This window comes from Micromonospora sp. WMMA2032 (assembly GCF_002688545.1).
Lineage (GTDB): Bacteria > Actinomycetota > Actinomycetes > Mycobacteriales > Micromonosporaceae > Micromonospora > Micromonospora sediminicola.
Genome location: NZ_CP024052.1, coordinates 6,344,885 through 6,360,622, shown reverse-complemented (window position 1 = coordinate 6,360,622; position 15,738 = coordinate 6,344,885). Strand labels below are relative to the sequence as shown.

At 74.8% G+C, this 15,738-nt stretch carries 17 protein-coding genes; 8 read left to right on the top strand and 9 right to left on the bottom strand.

Features of this window, described 5'->3' with window-relative positions; translation table 11 throughout:
• Positions 1-19 precede the first annotated feature (19 nt).
• The 3 genes from CO540_RS29530 to fabG form a co-directional block, all read right to left on the bottom strand.
• On the bottom strand, positions 20-1,051 hold the full coding sequence (locus CO540_RS29530) for a ferrochelatase (RefSeq protein ID WP_091573476.1): 1,032 nt from the start codon (positions 1,049-1,051) through the stop codon (positions 20-22).
• Positions 1,052-1,185: 134 nt separating this feature from the next.
• Positions 1,186-1,953: an enoyl-ACP reductase FabI gene (gene fabI / locus CO540_RS29525; protein ID WP_098747963.1), complete on the bottom strand. Its 768-nt coding sequence runs from the start codon at positions 1,951-1,953 to the stop codon at positions 1,186-1,188.
• 24 nt (positions 1,954-1,977) lie between these two features.
• Positions 1,978-2,682, bottom strand: coding sequence for a beta-ketoacyl-ACP reductase (fabG, locus tag CO540_RS29520; protein ID WP_099164440.1), 705 nt, complete (start codon positions 2,680-2,682; stop codon positions 1,978-1,980).
• Between the two features lie 408 nt (positions 2,683-3,090).
• On the opposite strand from fabG, the gene CO540_RS30270 reads away from it, so the two are divergent.
• Complete coding sequence (locus CO540_RS30270; RefSeq protein ID WP_157779192.1) at positions 3,091-3,243, top strand: hypothetical protein; 153 nt, start codon at positions 3,091-3,093, stop codon at positions 3,241-3,243.
• A gap of 22 nt (positions 3,244-3,265) precedes the next feature.
• Here CO540_RS30270 and CO540_RS29515 read toward each other — a convergent pair whose 3' ends face one another.
• Genes CO540_RS29515 through CO540_RS29505 form a run of 3 tightly spaced genes read right to left on the bottom strand, consistent with a single transcriptional unit; the run spans position 3,266 to position 6,293 of the window.
• Entirely contained in the window at positions 3,266-4,216 is a 951-nt protein-coding gene (locus CO540_RS29515) for a VWA domain-containing protein (RefSeq protein ID WP_091573473.1), read from the bottom strand.
• Complete coding sequence (locus tag CO540_RS29510) at positions 4,213-5,205, bottom strand: DUF58 domain-containing protein (RefSeq protein ID WP_172967966.1); 993 nt, start codon at positions 5,203-5,205, stop codon at positions 4,213-4,215. The genes CO540_RS29515 and CO540_RS29510 overlap by 4 nt, the downstream gene beginning before the upstream one ends.
• Positions 5,184-6,293 carry a MoxR family ATPase gene (locus CO540_RS29505; protein WP_099164438.1) on the bottom strand — a complete coding sequence of 370 codons (1,110 nt, stop codon included), beginning with the start codon at positions 6,291-6,293 and terminating at the stop codon, positions 5,184-5,186. Before CO540_RS29505 ends, CO540_RS29510 begins: the two co-directional genes overlap by 22 nt.
• Before the next feature lie 239 nt (positions 6,294-6,532).
• Here CO540_RS29505 and CO540_RS29500 point away from each other — a divergent pair, with 239 nt between their 5' ends.
• The 3 genes from CO540_RS29500 (at position 6,533) to CO540_RS29490 (ending at position 8,950) form a co-directional block, all read left to right on the top strand.
• The gene (locus tag CO540_RS29500; RefSeq protein WP_091573470.1) at positions 6,533-6,760 is read left to right on the top strand and encodes a hypothetical protein; all 228 of its coding nucleotides are present in this window, start codon (positions 6,533-6,535) and stop codon (positions 6,758-6,760) included.
• A gap of 52 nt (positions 6,761-6,812) precedes the next feature.
• Positions 6,813-7,340, top strand: a complete 528-nt coding sequence (locus CO540_RS29495) for a PH domain-containing protein (protein WP_099164437.1) — start codon at positions 6,813-6,815, stop codon at positions 7,338-7,340.
• A 332-nt stretch (positions 7,341-7,672) separates the two neighbouring features.
• Positions 7,673-8,950: a PH domain-containing protein gene (locus tag CO540_RS29490; RefSeq protein ID WP_099165018.1), complete on the top strand. Its 1,278-nt coding sequence runs from the start codon at positions 7,673-7,675 to the stop codon at positions 8,948-8,950.
• Positions 8,951-8,972: 22 nt separating this feature from the next.
• Here CO540_RS29490 and CO540_RS29485 read toward each other — a convergent pair whose 3' ends face one another.
• Positions 8,973-10,031, bottom strand: coding sequence for a phosphatase PAP2 family protein (locus CO540_RS29485; RefSeq protein ID WP_099164436.1), 1,059 nt, complete (start codon positions 10,029-10,031; stop codon positions 8,973-8,975).
• A 127-nt stretch (positions 10,032-10,158) separates the two neighbouring features.
• Here CO540_RS29485 and CO540_RS29480 point away from each other — a divergent pair, with 127 nt between their 5' ends.
• On the top strand, positions 10,159-10,563 hold the full coding sequence (locus CO540_RS29480; RefSeq protein WP_098747968.1) for a thioesterase family protein: 405 nt from the start codon (positions 10,159-10,161) through the stop codon (positions 10,561-10,563).
• On the top strand, positions 10,560-11,390 hold the full coding sequence (locus tag CO540_RS29475) for an MBL fold metallo-hydrolase (RefSeq protein ID WP_099164435.1): 831 nt from the start codon (positions 10,560-10,562) through the stop codon (positions 11,388-11,390). The genes CO540_RS29480 and CO540_RS29475 overlap by 4 nt, the downstream gene beginning before the upstream one ends.
• A 97-nt stretch (positions 11,391-11,487) precedes the next feature.
• On the opposite strand, the gene CO540_RS29470 is transcribed toward CO540_RS29475, so the two are convergent.
• A complete protein-coding gene (locus CO540_RS29470) occupies positions 11,488-11,934 on the bottom strand; it encodes a MarR family winged helix-turn-helix transcriptional regulator (RefSeq protein WP_098747972.1) in 447 nt (148 codons plus the stop codon).
• Between the two features lie 82 nt (positions 11,935-12,016).
• Between CO540_RS29470 and CO540_RS29465 the strand changes: the two genes are divergently transcribed.
• Positions 12,017-13,240, top strand: coding sequence for a multidrug effflux MFS transporter (locus tag CO540_RS29465; RefSeq protein WP_099164434.1), 1,224 nt, complete (start codon positions 12,017-12,019; stop codon positions 13,238-13,240).
• Between the two features lie 76 nt (positions 13,241-13,316).
• Here CO540_RS29465 and CO540_RS29460 read toward each other — a convergent pair whose 3' ends face one another.
• A complete protein-coding gene (locus CO540_RS29460; protein ID WP_099164433.1) occupies positions 13,317-14,246 on the bottom strand; it encodes a carbohydrate kinase in 930 nt (309 codons plus the stop codon).
• 327 nt (positions 14,247-14,573) lie between these two features.
• Here CO540_RS29460 and CO540_RS29455 point away from each other — a divergent pair, with 327 nt between their 5' ends.
• Positions 14,574-15,698 carry a lytic polysaccharide monooxygenase gene (locus tag CO540_RS29455; RefSeq protein WP_099165017.1) on the top strand — a complete coding sequence of 375 codons (1,125 nt, stop codon included), beginning with the start codon at positions 14,574-14,576 and terminating at the stop codon, positions 15,696-15,698.
• Positions 15,699-15,738 lie beyond the last annotated feature (40 nt).

The following is a 15,738-nucleotide window of genomic DNA, read 5'->3' as shown; positions in this document are numbered from 1 at the left end:
TGTCGGTGGTCGGTCGGGCTCAGGGCCGGCGGGCCGCGGGCACGCAGCACAGCGCCGGGCAGGTGTCCCAGGCCGGCAGCTCGCCGAGGCGGCGGCGCAGCCGCTCCCCGTCGGGGGCGGTGCGCTCCGCGACCAGCTCGCGGACCATCGCCACGAACCGTGGGTCGGTGCCCGGCGTGCCGGCGCGGACGAAGTCCAGGCCGAGCTGCTTGGCCGTCTCCAGCGCCTCGGTGTCCAGGTCCCAGACCACCTCCAGGTGGTCGGAGACGAAGCCGATCGGGCTCACCACCACGCCGGTCACGCCCTGCTCGGCCAGGCTGGTCAGGTGGTCGTTGATGTCCGGCTCCAGCCACGGCACCTGGGGCGGGCCGGACCGGCTCTGCCAGACCAGGTCGTAGGGCAGGTCCGGGGCCGCGGCGGCGTGCACCAGCCGGGCGGTCTCCTCCAACTGGGCGGTGTACCGGCCGCCGTGCGGGCCGGCGGTGGCGGCGGCCGAGGCCGGGATCGAGTGCGCGGTGAAGACCAGTCGGGTGCTGTCCCGCTTCGCGGGGTCGAGCTGGGCGAGCGCGGCGCGGACCGCGTCGGCGTGCGGCTCGACGAAGCCCGGGTGGTCCCAGAACTGGCGCAGCTTCTCGATCAGCGGGGCGTCCGGGCCGACCGCGGCCCGCGCCGACGCGATGTCCTCCTGGTACTGCCGGCAGGAGGAGTAGCCGCCGTAGGCGCTGGTGACGAACGCCAGCGCCCGGGTGACCCCGTCGTCGCGCATCCGCGCCACCGTGTCGGCGAGCATCGGGTCCCAGTTGCGGTTGCCCCAGTAGACCGGCAGGTCGACGCCGTTGGCGGCGAAGTCCTCCCGGATCGCCGCGAGCAGGTCGCGGCACTGCTGGTTGATCGGGGACACCCCGCCGAAGTGCAGGTAGTGCTCAGCCACCTCGGCCAGCCGCTCCGGCGGCACGCCCCGCCCCCGGGTGACGTTCTGCAGGAAGGGGAGCACGTCCTCGGGCCGCTCGGGACCACCGAAGGAGACCAGCACCAACGCGTCGTACGCCATGGCCCCTATTCTTCCCCGCCCGCCGTGACGCTCGTGCGACGCCCCCGGCTCATGGCGGTAACGCCCGAGCGGGCAATGTTAGGAAGGGCCCCTTGTTATGCAGAATGCGTTAACAAGGGGCCCCTCCTTACACCTCAGGCGCCGATGGCGTGGTAGCCGCCGTCGACGTGCACGATCTCGCCGGTGGTGGCCGGGAACCAGTCGGAGAGCAGCGCCAGGCAGGCCCGCGCGGCCGGCTCCTGGTCGGTGAGGTCCCAGCCCAGCGGGGCCCGCTGGGCCCACGCCTCCTCGAACTGGTCGAACCCGGGGATCGACTTGGCCGCGATGGTGCGCAGCGGCCCGGCGGCCACCAGGTTGCTGCGGATGCCCTGCTTGCCCAGGTGCAGCGCCAGGTAGCGGGAGGCGGACTCCAGGCCGGCCTTGGCCACGCCCATCCAGTCGTAGACCGGCCAGGCCTTGGTCGCGTCGAACGTGAGGCCCACCACCGAGCCGCCGGAGGACATCAGCGGCAGCGCCGCCATGGCGAGGGACTTGTAGGAGTAGGTGGAGACCTGGAGCGCGGTCGCCACGTCCGCCCACGGCGCGTCGAGGAAGCCGCCGCCGAGGCAGCTCTGCGGGGCGAACCCGATCGAGTGCACCACCCCGTCCAGGCCGTCGACGTGCTCGCGTACCCGGTCGGTCAGGCCGGCGAGGTGCTCGTCGTTCGTGACGTCCAGCTCGATCACCGGGGCCGGCTCGGGCAGGCGCTTGGCGATCCGCTCCACCAGGGAGAGCCGGCCGTAGCCGGTGAGCACGACCTGGGCGCCGTTCTCCTGGGCGAGCTTCGCCACGGAGAAGGCGATCGAGGCGTCGGTGATGACGCCGGTGACCAGCAGCCGCTTACCGGCCAGGAGTCCGGACATTGCGCAGTTCCTCCGTGCTCTCTCTCAGTGACCCATGCCCAGGCCGCCGTCGACCGGGATGACGGCGCCGGAGATGTAGCCGGCCGCGTCCGAGGCGAGCCAGGTGACCACGGCGGCCACCTCCTCCGGCTCGGCGAACCGGCCGGCCGGGATGGCCTTGCGGTATTCGGTGCGGCGCTCCTCGGGCAGCGCCGCGGTCATGTCGGTGTCGATGAAGCCGGGCGCCACCACGTTCGCGGTGATGTTGCGGCTGCCCAGCTCGCGGGTGATGGAGCGGGCCACGCCCACCAGGCCGGCCTTGCTCGCGGCGTAGTTGACCTGACCGGCGCCGCCGTAGAGGCCGACCACCGAGGAGATGAAGATCATCCGGCCCCACTTCGCCCGGAGCATCTTCGTGGAGGCCCGCTTGGCGACCCGGAACGAGCCGGTCAGGTTGGTCTCCACGACCCGGGTGAACTGCTCGTCGGACATCCGCATGATCAGCGTGTCGTCGGTGATGCCGGCGTTGGCGACCAGCACCTCGACCGGGCCCAGCTCGGCCTCGACGGCGGCGAACGCGGCGTCGACGGAGTCGGCCTCGGTCACGTCGCAGCGCACCCCGAAGAACCCCTCGGGAGCCTCGCCGCTCCGGTAGGTCACCGCCACCCGGTCGCCCTGCTTGGCGAAGGCCTGCGCGATGGCCAGGCCGATCCCCCGGTTTCCGCCGGTCACCAGCACGGTACGGGCCACGGGTCCCCCTCTGCTCCTGATCTCTCGGTCGGTCGGAGCCTAGGGGTTACCGACAGGTAAGCGCTAACCCGACCAGGTCAGCGGCGCGCGTGGCCGGCGGGCATCCACCGCTCGGCGGGGGTCACCCGGGGCCGGTCGGCCGAGCGCGCGCCCGACCCGCCCCGGGTGTACGATGATCGCGTCTGCGGGCCGTTCTGCGCCCGCGCTCCGGGCCCCGCCGAACGCAGGAGGTGATCGCTGTGCGAGATAGCGATCCTCCCAGTCGTGGCCGGGCCCACCGTCAGCCCCGCTGAGCCACGGCTCGGTCGACGCGGCTGACCCGCTTCCCGCCCTCCGCACCGCATCCGCTCCCCGGCCCGCGCCGGGGTCGGCCCTGCCGCGCGGCGGAGCACCCGGTCACGACTTCGTGTGCGTCCCTCCCGGTCCACCCTGCGGCCCGCGTCACCGGGCCGACCGTCGCCACGGAGCACCATCATGAGCCGTTACGCCGCCCCGCTGGGCTTCACCCTCGCCGCCGTCTGGGTGGCCGTCCTGTTCGTGCTGGCCGGCGGCGGTCACTGACCGCCGCCGACCCGCGCCCGGCTCAGATCAGCCGGGACGTCCAGAGCAGGCTCAGCCCGCCGGCGCACAGCGCCAGGAGCAACGCGATCCCCGCGTACCACTGGGTGATCTCGCGGGGCTCCGTGCGGTAGCCGATGGAGCTGCCCATGTCCTGGTAGACCTGCTTCAGCTCGCTGACCGACGCGGCCTCGTAGAAGAAGCCCTGGGTGGTCTCCGCCAGTTGGGAGAGCGCGCTGCGGTCCACCGGCACCCGCTGGAGCTGGCCGCCGATGTCGACCTGGCCCGAGTCGGTGCCGAAGGCGATGGTGGAGACCGGCACGTTCGCCGCCTGCGCCGCCGCGGCCGCCTCCTCCACCGAGCGCCCCGACGTGCGGTAGCCGTCGGAGAGCAGCACGATCCGGGCCGGCGGGATGCCGGCGGCGCCGTCGGCCGGCACCGACCGGATCGCCTCCAGGCAGGTGAAGACCGCCTCACCGGTGGCGGTGGCCTCGGCCAGCACCAGCCCGTCGATGGCGGTGGTCACCGCGCCCCGGTCCTTGGTCGGCGGCACCAGCACGTTCGCCGACTTGGCGAACGAGACCAGCCCCAGGTTGTAGCTCTCCGGCAGCTCGCCGACGAACTGCTTCGCGGCCTCCTGCGCGGCCTCCAGTCGGTTCGGCGCCACGTCGTCGGCCTGCATGGACAGAGACACGTCGATGGCGAGCATCACGGTGGCCCGTTCCAGCGGCTCCCGGGTGTCGATCGCCGGCCGGGCCAGCCCGGTGGCCAGCACCAGCAGGCAGAGCAGGAACGCGGTGGCCGCGGCGTGCCGCCGCCAGCCGAGCCCCTTGGGCGCCAGCGTGCGCAGCAGGTCGACGTTGGTGAAGCGCAGCGCGTACTGCCGGCGGTGCAGCTGCCGCCAGACGTACGCGGCGGCGAGGGCGAGCACCGGCAGCACGGCCAGCAGCCACCACGGTTGCAGAAATCGGATCATCGGGTCGTCCCTCGGGTACGGGCGTGCCGCTGCGCGGCGACGAAACGCACCATGTCCAGCAGCCAGTCTCGGTCGGTACGCAGGCGCAGGTGGGCCGCGCCGGCGGCGCGCAGCTCGGCGGCGATCGCCCCGCGCTGGGCGGCCGCCGCCTCGGCGTAGCGGCGGCGCAGCCCCGGGTCGGCGGTCTGCACCTCGTGCAGCTCCCCGCTCTCCGGGTCGACGACCGGCAGCACGCCCACGTCGGGCAGTTCCAGTTCACGCGGGTCGACGATCTCGACGGCCAGCACGTCGTGCCGGACCCGCAGCTTGCGCAGCGGCCGACCCCACTGCTGCGGCGGGGACAGGAAGTCGGAGATCACCACCGCGACGCCCCGCCGGCGCGGCGGCCGGTTGAGCATGTCCACCAGCGCGCCGAGGTCGCTGCGGCCGGGCTGGATCTCGGTGCCGGCGACCGCCCGCAGCAGGCCCTGCGCCTCCTTCCGCCCGGCCCGGGCGGGCAGCCGGTGCAGCGAGCCCGGCCCGGCGGGTGGGGAGGCGCCCCGCCACCGGCCGGGCGTCGCCGGCGCCCCGGTGCCGACCACCGCGCCGATCCGGTTGCCGCCGCGCACGGTGAGGTGGGCCAGCGCGGCCACCGCGGCGACCGCCACGTCCCGCTTGAGCCACCGCCCGGTGCCGAAGTCGAGGCTGGCCGACAGGTCGACCGCCAGCCAGGTCTCCAGCTCGCGGTCCGCCACCGTACGCCGCACGTGCGGCATGGTGGTGCGGGCGGTGACCGGCCAGTCCATCCGGCGGACGTCGTCGCCGGGGCGGTACTCCCGGGACTCCCCCGCCTCGCTGCCCGGGCCGGGCAGCAGGCCGGCGTAGTCGCCCTGGAGCAGCCCGTCCAGTTTGCGGGTGACCATGAGCTGCAGCCGGGCCAGCACGGCGCCCGAGCGGTCGCCGGTGGCCGGCAGCCGGGTGGGCGGGGTCACGGCCGCTGCCCGGGCCAACCGTTGTGCGGCACGGCCACCGGTGGTGGCGTGGCCTGCTGGCGGGGCGCGACCGCCGGCAGCGGAATGGTCGACATCACCCGGTGCACAATGTGGTCGGCCGGCACGTCGTCGGCGAGCGCGTCGTAGCTGAGCACCAGCCGGTGGCGCAGGATGTCCGGCGCGATGTCCTGCACGTCCTGCGGCAGCGCGTAGTCCCGGCCGCGCAGCAGCGCCAGCGCGCGGGTGGCCCGGACCAGGCCGAGCGAGGCACGCGGGCTGGCGCCGTACTGGATGAGCTGGGCCACGTCGGGCATGCCGTGCTCGGCCGGGGCGCGGGTGGCGAGCACCAGCCGGACCGCGTAGTCGACCAGCGCGTTGTGCACGAAGACCTGGTCGGCCTTGTGCTGCAGGGCGATCAGGTCCGGGGTGTCGAACACCCGGGTCGGCTCCGGCGGTGCCACGCCCATCCGGTAGACGATCTCGCGCTCCTCGGCGTCGGTGGGGTAACCCACCACGATCTTCATGAGGAAGCGGTCCCGCTGCGCCTCGGGCAGCGGGTAGACGCCCTCCTGCTCGATCGGGTTCTGGGTGGCCATCACCAGGAACGGGTCGGGCACCCGGTGACTCTCGCCGCCGATGGAGACCTGCCGCTCGCTCATCACCTCCAGCAACGCCGACTGGACCTTGGCCGGCGCGCGGTTGATCTCGTCGGCGAGCAGGAAGTTGACGAAGACCGGGCCCAGCTCGACGTCGAACTTCTCGCTGGACTGCCGGTAGATCCGGGTGCCCATGATGTCGGCGGGCACCAGGTCCGGGGTGAACTGCACCCGGGCGAAGGAACCGCCGACCACCCGGGCGAGCGTCTCCACGGCGAGCGTCTTGGCCACCCCGGGCACGCCCTCCAGCAGGCAGTGCCCGCGGGCCAGCAGCGCGACGAACATCCGCTCGACCATCCGGTCCTGGCCGACGATCACCCGTTTGATCTCGAACAGCGCCCGCTCCAGCAGCGTGGCGTCCTGCGCCGGCGTGGTGGTCGCCGCCGGCGGCGGCGCGTCCGGCTCCGCCTCGGTCGGGTGCGGCACGTCGGGCGTGGTCGGCTGGGCCACCGGTCCTCCACAGCTGGGTCGTCGTCGTGGCGTGGTGCGCATTAAGACTGTCATGCCTTGCTGAGAGCCGAGGGCGGGAGAGGCACGATTCCGCCGCGCCGTCCCACCGCGCGGAAAACGCTGAACACGGGTGGACAACAAGGGGTCCGGCGTGTGTACGATTCACCCCGTCGCCGGGCGGCTCCCCCCGTGGCCGCCCGGCGCTCAAACTCCCGGCGTGCGGCCCTAGACTCGCCCCGGTGACGACTCCCATCCCGGACCAGGCGCTGATCTGCTCGGCGCGGGGATGTCGCGCCCCCGCGGTGTTCCAACTGCGCTGGCACAATCCCCGGCTGCACGCCCCCGAGCGGCGCAAGACCTGGCTGGCCTGCCCGGCGCACCGCGCCTCGCTCGGTGACTTCCTCGACGCGCGCGGCTTCCTGCGCGAGGTGGTGCCGCTGCCGGAATCGCCTACGCTCGAATCGTGAACGAGCAGACCGTCCGACCACCCGCCGTCCGCCGCCACGGCGGGTCCGCCCGGTGAACGGTGCCGACCGCGCCGGCCCGCCGCCCACTCCGCCCGGGCCGCTGGAGCCCTGGCCGGAGACGGTCCGCTGGCAGCCGATCTCCCGCGACCTGATCTGGGTGGAGCTGATCCGGCTCGGCATCCTGCTGGCCGTGGCGCTGGTGGTGCTCGGCGTGATCTGGGCCGTCGCCGGGCACTGGCTGCTCGGCGCCGCGATCGGCGTGGCGCTGCTGCTGTCCGCGTGGCGCGCGGTCACCATCGTGCGCGCGGTCCGCGCCTGGGGGTACGCCGAACGCGACGACGACCTGCTCGTCCGGCACGGGCTGCTGGTCCGCCGGCTCTCCATCGTGCCGTACTCCCGGATGCAGTTCGTCGACGTGAGCGCGGGTCCGCTGGAGCGCGCCTTCGACCTGGCCACGGTGCAGCTGCACACCGCCGCGGCGGCCAGCGACGCCCGGGTGCCCGGCCTGCGCCCGGCCGAGGCGTCCCGGCTGCGGGACCGGTTGACCGCGTTGGGCGAGGACCGGGCGGAGGGCCTGTGAGCGGGCGGAGCGAGCCGGAGTCCGGCGGCGCTCCCCCGCCCCGGGAGGACCGGCCCGCCGATGCGGAGCCGACGACGAACGGACACCTCTGGCCGCCCGCGACCGGCTACGGCCCGCCCGCCCCGCCGCCGCCGGGCCACGAACCACCGCCGGGCCACGAACCACCGCCCGGTCACGGACCGCAACCGGGGTACGGGCCGCCACACCCGGGGTACGGGCCGCCACACCCGGGGTACGCGGCGCGACCGGCTGCCGGGCCCTGGGCCGCGCCGGCCGCGCCCCCGCCCGGCCCGTGGGGTCCGCCGGCCGGCGGCGAGGAGCCGCGGCAGCGCCTGCACCCGTTGAGCCCCGCCGTGCACGGCGCGAAGTCACTGGTCGTGGTGATCGCCGGGCTCTCCTGGTCGACGCTGTCCCGGGTCGGGTTCGGCTGGTTCGCCGCGCTCGTCGCGGTCTTCGTCCTCGGCGCCACCGTGCTGTCGGTGATCAGCTGGTGGAACACCGGCTACCACGTGGTGGGCCGGGAGCTGCGGGTGTACGAGGGGCTGCTGTGGCGGCGCACCCGGGCCATCCCGCTGGAGCGGTTGCAGGCGGTCGAGGTGGTACGGCCGTTGCTGGCCCAGCTCACCGGCCTGGCGGAGCTGCGGCTGGAGGTGGTCGGCGGGGGCAAGACCGAGGCGCCGCTGGCCTATCTCAGCGTGGCCGAGGCCACCGCGCTGCGGCAGCGGCTGCTCGCCGTGGCCGGTCGCGCGCCGGCGTCCGTGCCCGCCGATCCGGCCACGCCGCCGGCGCCCGCTCCGGCCGGCCGCCGGCTGCACGCCGTGCGCAACCAGGACCTGCTGGTCAGCCAACTGCTCACGCCGCAGGCGTTCCTGCTGCCGTTCGGCCTGGCGTTCGTGGTGGCGCAGTTCCTGTCCGAGGGTTCCTGGTCGTTCATCGCGGTGGCCAGCACGCTGACCGCGATGGCCGGTGTGCTGCTCCAGCCGATCCGCCGGGTGCTCGACGACTGGAGCTTCCGGCTGGACCGCGACGACGGCACCCTGCGGGTGCACAACGGGCTGCTGGAGACGCGGATGCAGACCGTGCCGCTGCACCGGGTGCAGACCGTCGGGGTGACCTGGCCGCTGCTCTGGCGGGTCAAGGGCTGGCTGCGGCTGCGGCTGGAGGTGGCCGGCTACTCGGCCGGTGAGCCGGACGACCGCAACCGCCCGGACCGGCTGCTCCCGGTCGGTGACACCGGCACCGGCGAGCTGGTCGTGGCCGAGGTGCTGCCCGGCGTACGGCTGGGGGCGTTGCCCGCCACGCCGCCGCCCCCGCGGGCCCGCTGGCTGCGCCCGCTGAGCCGGGCGGCGGTCGGCGCCGGCCTCGACGACGAGGTCTTCGTGGCCCGCTCCGGCCTGCTGACCCGCCGGCTGACGCTGGTCCCGTACGCCCGGATCCAGAGCGTGCGGGTCACCCAGGGCCCGGCACAGCGCCGGCTACGGCTGGCCACCGTGCACGCCGACACCGCCGGCGGGGCCGGCGCGGCGGCGGTCGACCGGGACCTGACCGACGCCTGGGAGTTGGCGGCCGAGTTGACCGCGCGGGCGCGCCACGCGCGCCGGGCGGCGTAGGGAAGGGCCGCCCGGAGGACGGTCAGCGACGTTCGGCGGGAACGGCGTCCCGGTCGGCCCCGGGTGTGGCGTCGGGGCCGGCGGCGGGCGCGGTGACGCCGGTCACGGCGGTCGGGGTCCCGTCCCGGCGGGACCGTCGGGCCCGCCACCAGCGCTCGGCCAGGCCGACGACCAGGAACGTCATCCCCACGTACGCCCAACCGACCAGCACGTCGATCAGGTAGTGCTCGCCGCTGTACATCAGGGTGAACGTCATGGCCAGCGGGTACGCCAGCATCAGCGGCCACCACCGCCGGCGCACCGAGCGCAGGAAGAACAGCACCACGAACAGCGCGAACGCGGTGTGCAGCGACGGCATGGCGGCCACCGGGTTGGAGGCGATCTGCCCGGCGTTGAGCAGGTTGCCCGCGCCGTGCATGCCGATCTCCTTCCACCCCCGGGTGGAGATCCGCGCCACCTCGGTGAGCAGCCCGTTCTGCGCCGCCCACCACGGCGGCGCGGCCGGGTAGGCGAAGTAGGTGACCAGGCCGGCCGCGCAGAGGAAACCCCACCGCGACATGTACGCGATCCAGCGCCCCCGGTTGCGCATCCACAGCACGGCGGCGGCGGCGAGCGTCGCCACGAAGTGGGAGAAGTAGATCCAGCTCACCAGGACGTCCCACCAGCGCACCTGGTCCGGGTCGTAGAGGTGCTGCTGGAGCCAGATCGTCGGCACCTCGCCGCCGGTGACCCACCCGGTCAGGAAGCGGTCGGCGACGATCAGCTCCATGGCGTGCGGCGTGGCGCCGTTGTCGGCGAACCCGCGGGACAGGTTGTACGCGGCGAGCAGCAGCACCACCGGGATCCAGTCCCGGGCGAAGCGCAGGTGGCTGCGCCACGGCCGGGCCGAGTTCCAGGCGACCGTGCCGGCCCAGATCCACAGGAACGCGTACGCCGGGTCGGTGGGCAGGCCGATGGCGAGCCACGCGGCCACGAAGGCGATGCCCCAGACGGTCATCGCGATCACACGACGACGCCCGCCGTCGGGGGACGCGGTCGGTCCGGCGGGGGCGGGGGGCGGGGGATCTGTCAGCACGGCCATCGCGGACAAGGTTAACGGCGGGCGACCGGCGGACCGACGCCGACCGTCGGTGGGCCGGCCCGGAGCGGGGTCGGCGGGGGGCCCGGACGCCGGACGGTCCGCCGTCGGCTGCACTAGGCTCGGCCGCATGCAGGAGCAGCCGGAGTCGCCGTTCGCGCCGGGCCTGACCGCCCGCGTCGAGCTGACCGTGACCGACGCCGACACCGCCCGGGCGCTCGGCTCGGGGGACGTGCCGGTGCTCGGCACCCCCCGGGTGCTGGCGCTGGCCGAGGCGGCCACGGTGGCGGCCCTGGCGCCCCGGATGCCGGCCGGGTCCACCACCGTCGGAGTCCGGGTCGAGCTGGAGCACCGCGCGGCCACCCCGGTCGGGCGGTCCGTGTCGGCCCACGCCGAGCTGGTCAAGGTCGACGGGCGCCGGCTGGTCTTCGAGGTGACCGTGACCGACGGCCACACGGTCGCCGCGCAGGGGCGCGTCGAGCGGGCGTTGGTCGACCGGCAGCGCTTCGTCGAGCGGGCCGTCGGCGCGTCATGACCGCTCGCTTCGAGGAGATCGCCGCCGGCGTGCACCTGCTGCGCGAGCCCCTGCTGCGGGTCAACGTGGTGCTGGTGGTGGGCGACGGAGCCGCGCTGCTGGTGGACACGCTCTCCACCGCCGGGCAGGCCCGCGAGCTGGCCACGGCCGCCCGGGCGGTGACCCCGCACCCGTGGACGATCGTCAACACCCACCACCACTTCGACCACTGCTTCGGCAACGTCACGCTGGCCGCCGAGCCGGGCACCGAGGTGTACGCGCACGCCCAGGCGGTGGCGGTGCTACGGGACCACCCCGACGCGCTGCGCCGGGCGGCGTACGAGGAGATGCGCGCCGAGCAGCCGGCACTCGCCGACGAGCTGGCGCGCACCGAGCTGGCGACGCCGACGCACGCGGTGCACGAGCAGACCGTGCTGGACGTGGGCGGGCGGCGGGTGCTGCTGCGCCACCCCGGGCACGGGCACACCGACGCCGACCTGGTGGTGCACGTGCCGGACGCGGACGTCCTGGTGGCCGGTGACCTGGTGGAGCAGAGCGGGCCGCCGGCCTTCGAGGAGTCGTACCCGTTGCAGTGGCCGGACGCGGTGGCCGACCTGCTGCGGCTGACCACGCCGGCCACGGTGGTGGTGCCGGGCCACGGTGAGCCGGTCGACGCGGACTTCGTACGCGAGCAGCACGCCCGGCTCGCGCGGCAGGCGTGGCTGATCCGGGCCGGGCACACCGGCAGCGCCCCGCCGGAGCGGGTGGCGGCCGAGTCGCCGTTCGGGGCCCGGCCCGGCCTGATCGCGGCCCGCCGCGGTTACGCCGAACTCGACGGCACCGCCTGAGCACGCGGCCGGCGACGGCCGGCCGGTGCGGCGGCGGCCGGTCGGTGCGGCGGCGGCCGGTCGGTGCGGCGGCGGTTGGTGCGGCGGCGGTCGCGGGTCAGGGGCGGTTGCGCAGGGCGGTGAGCAGCGCGTCGAGGTGCGGGGCGGCGGCCAGGACGGCCGAGCGGGCCGCGGGATCCACCTCGGCGAGGGACTCGGTCAGCAGCGCGGCGCGGTGGACCTCGTAGTCGGCCATCCGCCGGCGGGCCGCCTCGGTGACGTGCAGGCGGACCACCCGGCGGTCGGCGGGGTCGCGCTCGCGGGCCAGCAGCCCGGCGTCGGTGAGGTCGCGCACCAGCGTGCTGACCGTGTTCGGCGCGGTGCCGAGCCGGCGGGCCACCTCCTTCCCGCTGATGCCCGGGGCGGCCCGCACCAGCAGGAGCAGTTCCACCTGGGCCTCGGGCAGCGGCTCCCGAGCGGCGCGGGCGACGGTCCGGCGGCGCAGCAGCCGGTGCAGCTCCCCGAGCACGGCGCCGAAGCGTGCGATCTCCTCGTCGGTCGCCACGGAGTCACCTGCTTCACATCGCAATAGTTCTGACTACAGAGATAAGGTTACCCGGAACGCACCAGATCCAGGGGGAACCTTCGTGAGCCAGACCGTGCGGGCCGCCGCGCGCCCGACCGTCGACCGGCCCGCCGCGGCAGGCGGCGGCATCACCCTGCTGGTGCTGCTCGGCACGCTCACCGCGATCGGTCCGCTCTCGCTGGACATGTACCTGCCGGCGTTCCCGGCGATGACCCGCGAGCTCGGCGCCGACCAGGCCGGCATCCAACTCTCCCTGACCACCTGCCTGGTCGGCCTGGCGCTGGGCCAACTCGTCACCGGCCCGCTCAGCGACCGCTGGGGACGGCGCCGTCCCGTGCTGGTCGGCGTGGTCGCGTACGCCGTGCTCGCGCTGGCCTGCGCCGCGGCGCCGAACGCTCCCCTGCTGGCCGCCGCGCGGTTCGTCCAAGGCGTGGCCGGCGGCATGGGCGTGGTGGTCGCCCGCGCGGTGGTCCGGGACCTCTACTCCGGCCGGGACGCCGCGAAGTACTTCTCCCGACTCACCCTGGTCTTCGGCGTGGCGCCGGTGGCCGCGCCCAGCGTGGGCAGCCTGGTGCTCCGGTTCGGCTCCTGGCGGGCCGTCTTCGTCGCCCTGGCCGTCATCGGCGCGTTGCTCGCCGTCGCGGTGGCGCTGCGGCTGCCGGAAACCCTGCCGGTGCAGCGCCGCAGCACCGGCGGCCTGGGCGCCACCGCCCGCACCATGCGGTCGCTGGTCGCCGACCGGGTCTACCTCGGGTACGCGCTGACCCAGGGCTTCGCGTTCGCCGGGCTGTTCGCGTACATCTCGGGGTCGTCGTTCGTGTTCCAGGACGTCTTCGGCGTCTCCGCCACGGTGTTCAGCGTGATCTTCGGGGTGAACGCGCTCGCCCTGGTCGCCACCGGGCAGCTCAACGCCCGGCTGCTCGACCGGTTCAGTCCGCGCCGGCTGCTGGTCACCACGCTGGTGGTCGGCCTGGTCACGGCGGCCGGCGTGCTGACCGGCGCACTCGCCGGCAGCCTGGCGGTGACGGCGGTGGCGCTGTTCGCCTTCGTCGGCTCGCTGGGCATGGTGATGCCGAACAGCACCGCGCTGGCGCTGGACGCGCACGCCCGCCACGCCGGGACCGCCGCCGCGCTGATGGGTGGCGTCCAGTCGGTGGTCGGCGCGCTCGCCGCACCCCTGGTCGGTCTCGGCGGCGAGGGCAGCGCCCTCCCCATGGCCACCGTCCTGGCCGGCGCCGCCACCCTCTCCCTGACGGCGGTCCTCACCCTCACCCGCCCCCGCTGACCTCCGCCGCCCGAGGGCCGGTGTGTTAACAGGGGGCCCCTCCTCTACCGGAGGCGTTAAGAAGGGGCCCCTCCTTTCACGCGAAGCGGGCGGTGACGGCGGGGCGGGTGGGCATGGCGGTGGCGCCGCCGGGCGACTCGCACACCAGCCCGGCCACCCGTAGCGCGAACGCCACCCGCTCCCGCCAGCCGAGCGCGTCGGCCGGTTCGCCGGCGGCGAGCAGCTCGGCCACGAGCGCGCCCATCACCGAGTCGCCGGCGCCGGTGGCGTCCACCGCCTCGACCTTCGGGGCGGGCACGCGCACCACGTCGTCGGCGGCGGCGACCAGGGCGCCGTCCGCGCCGAGCGTGACCACGACGGTGGTCGCGCCCAGTTCCCGCAGGTACGCCGCGACGCCCGCGACCGGCTCGTGCGGGTAGAGCACCCGGGCGTCGGCGCTGCTGAGCTTGACCAGGTGTGCCCCGGCGGCGAACTCCGCGACCACCCCGCGCAGCCGGTCCAGCGCGTCGGGCGCGGTGAGCAGGCTGGGGCGGACGTTCGGGTCGAACACCCGCAGGCCGCCCGCGATCGCCCAGGCGCGGCGGGCGGCGGCCAGCACCGGCGGGTCGAGCAGCACGATCGAGCCGCAGTAGAGCACGTCGGCGCCCTCGACCAGCGCCACGTCCAGGTCGTCCGGGCCGAGCAGGGCGTACGAGCGGGGCTCGCCGTAGAAGCGGAACTCCGGCTCCGGACCGGCGAAGGTGGCCACCGCCAGCGCGGTCGGGGCGGGCACGGTCACCGCGCCGGCCACGCCCACGCCGGCCCCGGTGAGGAAGGCCCGGATCCGTCCGGCCAGCGCGTCGTCGCCGAGCGAGCCGACGAACTGCACGTCCCCGCCGAGCCGGGCGACCGCCACGGCCACGTTGAGCGGCCCGCCGCCGACCGCCTGCCGGTAGACGGGTTCCCCGTCGTGCTCGGCGTCGAGCAGGTCGACAAGCGCCTCGCCGAGCACCACCGCGTACCCCATCCTGGCTCCTCTCCTCGTCCTCCCCCGATCCTGGCGCATGCCGGGATCCGGCGCGACGGGACCCGGGCATCGACCAGCGGCTATTGCATATGGCGGCCGGACGTGATGGGATGGCGCTGCCGGGAGGGCGCGGTGGGCTGCCGCGCCGCCGGGTCGAGCCGACGCGAGGGCACCCACGGTCCGTGGCACGGACCGCAGGCGGTGCGCGTCCCCCGACGGTTCCGGCCGCACGCCGACCGCCGGGCGCGGGCACCGCGATCGTCGCATCCGCTCGTCGCAGCGGGGCGGGCCGAGAGCAGGTCGCGCTCCGCCAGTCAGGAGATCCCCGTGCACCGATCCCGTACGGCCGCGCTGGTCACCGCGGCCCTCACCCTGGCCCTGGGCGCGTTCGCCCTGGCCTCCCACTCCGATCCGGCCGCCGCGCACGGCGCGGCCATGACGCCGGGCGCCCGGACCTACCTGTGCTGGAAGGACGGCCTCTCCGGCACCGGGGAGATCCGGCCGAACAACCCCGCCTGCTCCGCCGCGGTCGCCCAGAACGGGGCGAACTCGCTCTACAACTGGTTCAGCGTGCTGCGCTCGGACGCGGGCGGACGCACCGTCGGGTTCATTCCCGACGGCAAGCTGTGCAGCGGTGGGAACCCGAACTTCAGCGGCTACGACGCGGCGCGCAACGACTGGCCGATCACGCACCTGACGGCCGGGCGGTCGATGGAGTTCCGCTACAGCAACTGGGCCCACCACCCGGGCACGTTCTACTTCTACGTCACCAAGGACAGCTGGAGCCCGACCCGCCCGCTGGCCTGGAGCGACCTGGAGGAGCAGCCGTTCCTGCAGGTGACCAACCCGCCGCAGCGCGGCGCGGTCGGCACCAACGACGGGCACTACTACTTCACCGGCAACCTGCCGACCAACAAGAGCGGCCGGCACATCATCTACTCGCGCTGGGTCCGCTCGGACAGCCAGGAGAACTTCTTCGGCTGCTCCGACGTGACGTTCGACGGCGGCAACGGCGAGGTGACCGGGATCGGTTCGGGCGGCGGCACGCCGACGCCCACGCCGACCACCCCGACGCCCACGCCCACCACCCCGACGCCCACGCCCACCACGCCGACGCCCACGCCCACCTCGACGCCGACCATGCCGGCGGGCACCTGCATGGCGGTGTACAAGGTGGTCAGCGCCTGGCAGGGCGGCTTCCAGGGCGAGGTCATGATCATGAACCACAGCACCCGGACGTACGCCGGGTGGACCGCGAACTGGACCTGGCCGAGCGGCCAGACCATCAACCAGGTGTGGAACGGCACGTTGAGCGGCAGCGGGGCGTCGGTGACGGTCACCAACGCCGCCTACAACGGCAGCGTCCCACCGGAGGGCACCACCACGTTCGGCTTCACCGCGAACACCTCCGGCACCAACACCCTGCCGACGGTCACCTGCACCGGTCGGTGACCCCGCACCGGTAAGGGCCCCCGGGGGGAACACCCCGGGG

What these genes read in the sequence shown, in the direction of transcription:
- CO540_RS29480 (WP_098747968.1), top strand. Translation starts at nt 10,159, where the DNA reads ATGCAGGAGCAGCCGGAGTCGCCGTTCGCGCCGGGCCTGACCGCCCGC.
- CO540_RS29530 (WP_091573476.1), bottom strand. Translation starts at nt 1,051, where the DNA reads ATGGCGTACGACGCGTTGGTGCTGGTCTCCTTCGGTGGTCCCGAGCGG.
- CO540_RS29485 (WP_099164436.1), bottom strand. Translation starts at nt 10,031, where the DNA reads ATGGCCGTGCTGACAGATCCCCCGCCCCCCGCCCCCGCCGGACCGACC.
- CO540_RS29515 (WP_091573473.1), bottom strand. Translation starts at nt 4,216, where the DNA reads ATGATCCGATTTCTGCAACCGTGGTGGCTGCTGGCCGTGCTGCCGGTG.
- CO540_RS29475 (WP_099164435.1), top strand. Translation starts at nt 10,560, where the DNA reads ATGACCGCTCGCTTCGAGGAGATCGCCGCCGGCGTGCACCTGCTGCGC.
- CO540_RS29460 (WP_099164433.1), bottom strand. Translation starts at nt 14,246, where the DNA reads ATGGGGTACGCGGTGGTGCTCGGCGAGGCGCTTGTCGACCTGCTCGAC.
- fabI (WP_098747963.1), bottom strand. Translation starts at nt 1,953, where the DNA reads ATGTCCGGACTCCTGGCCGGTAAGCGGCTGCTGGTCACCGGCGTCATC.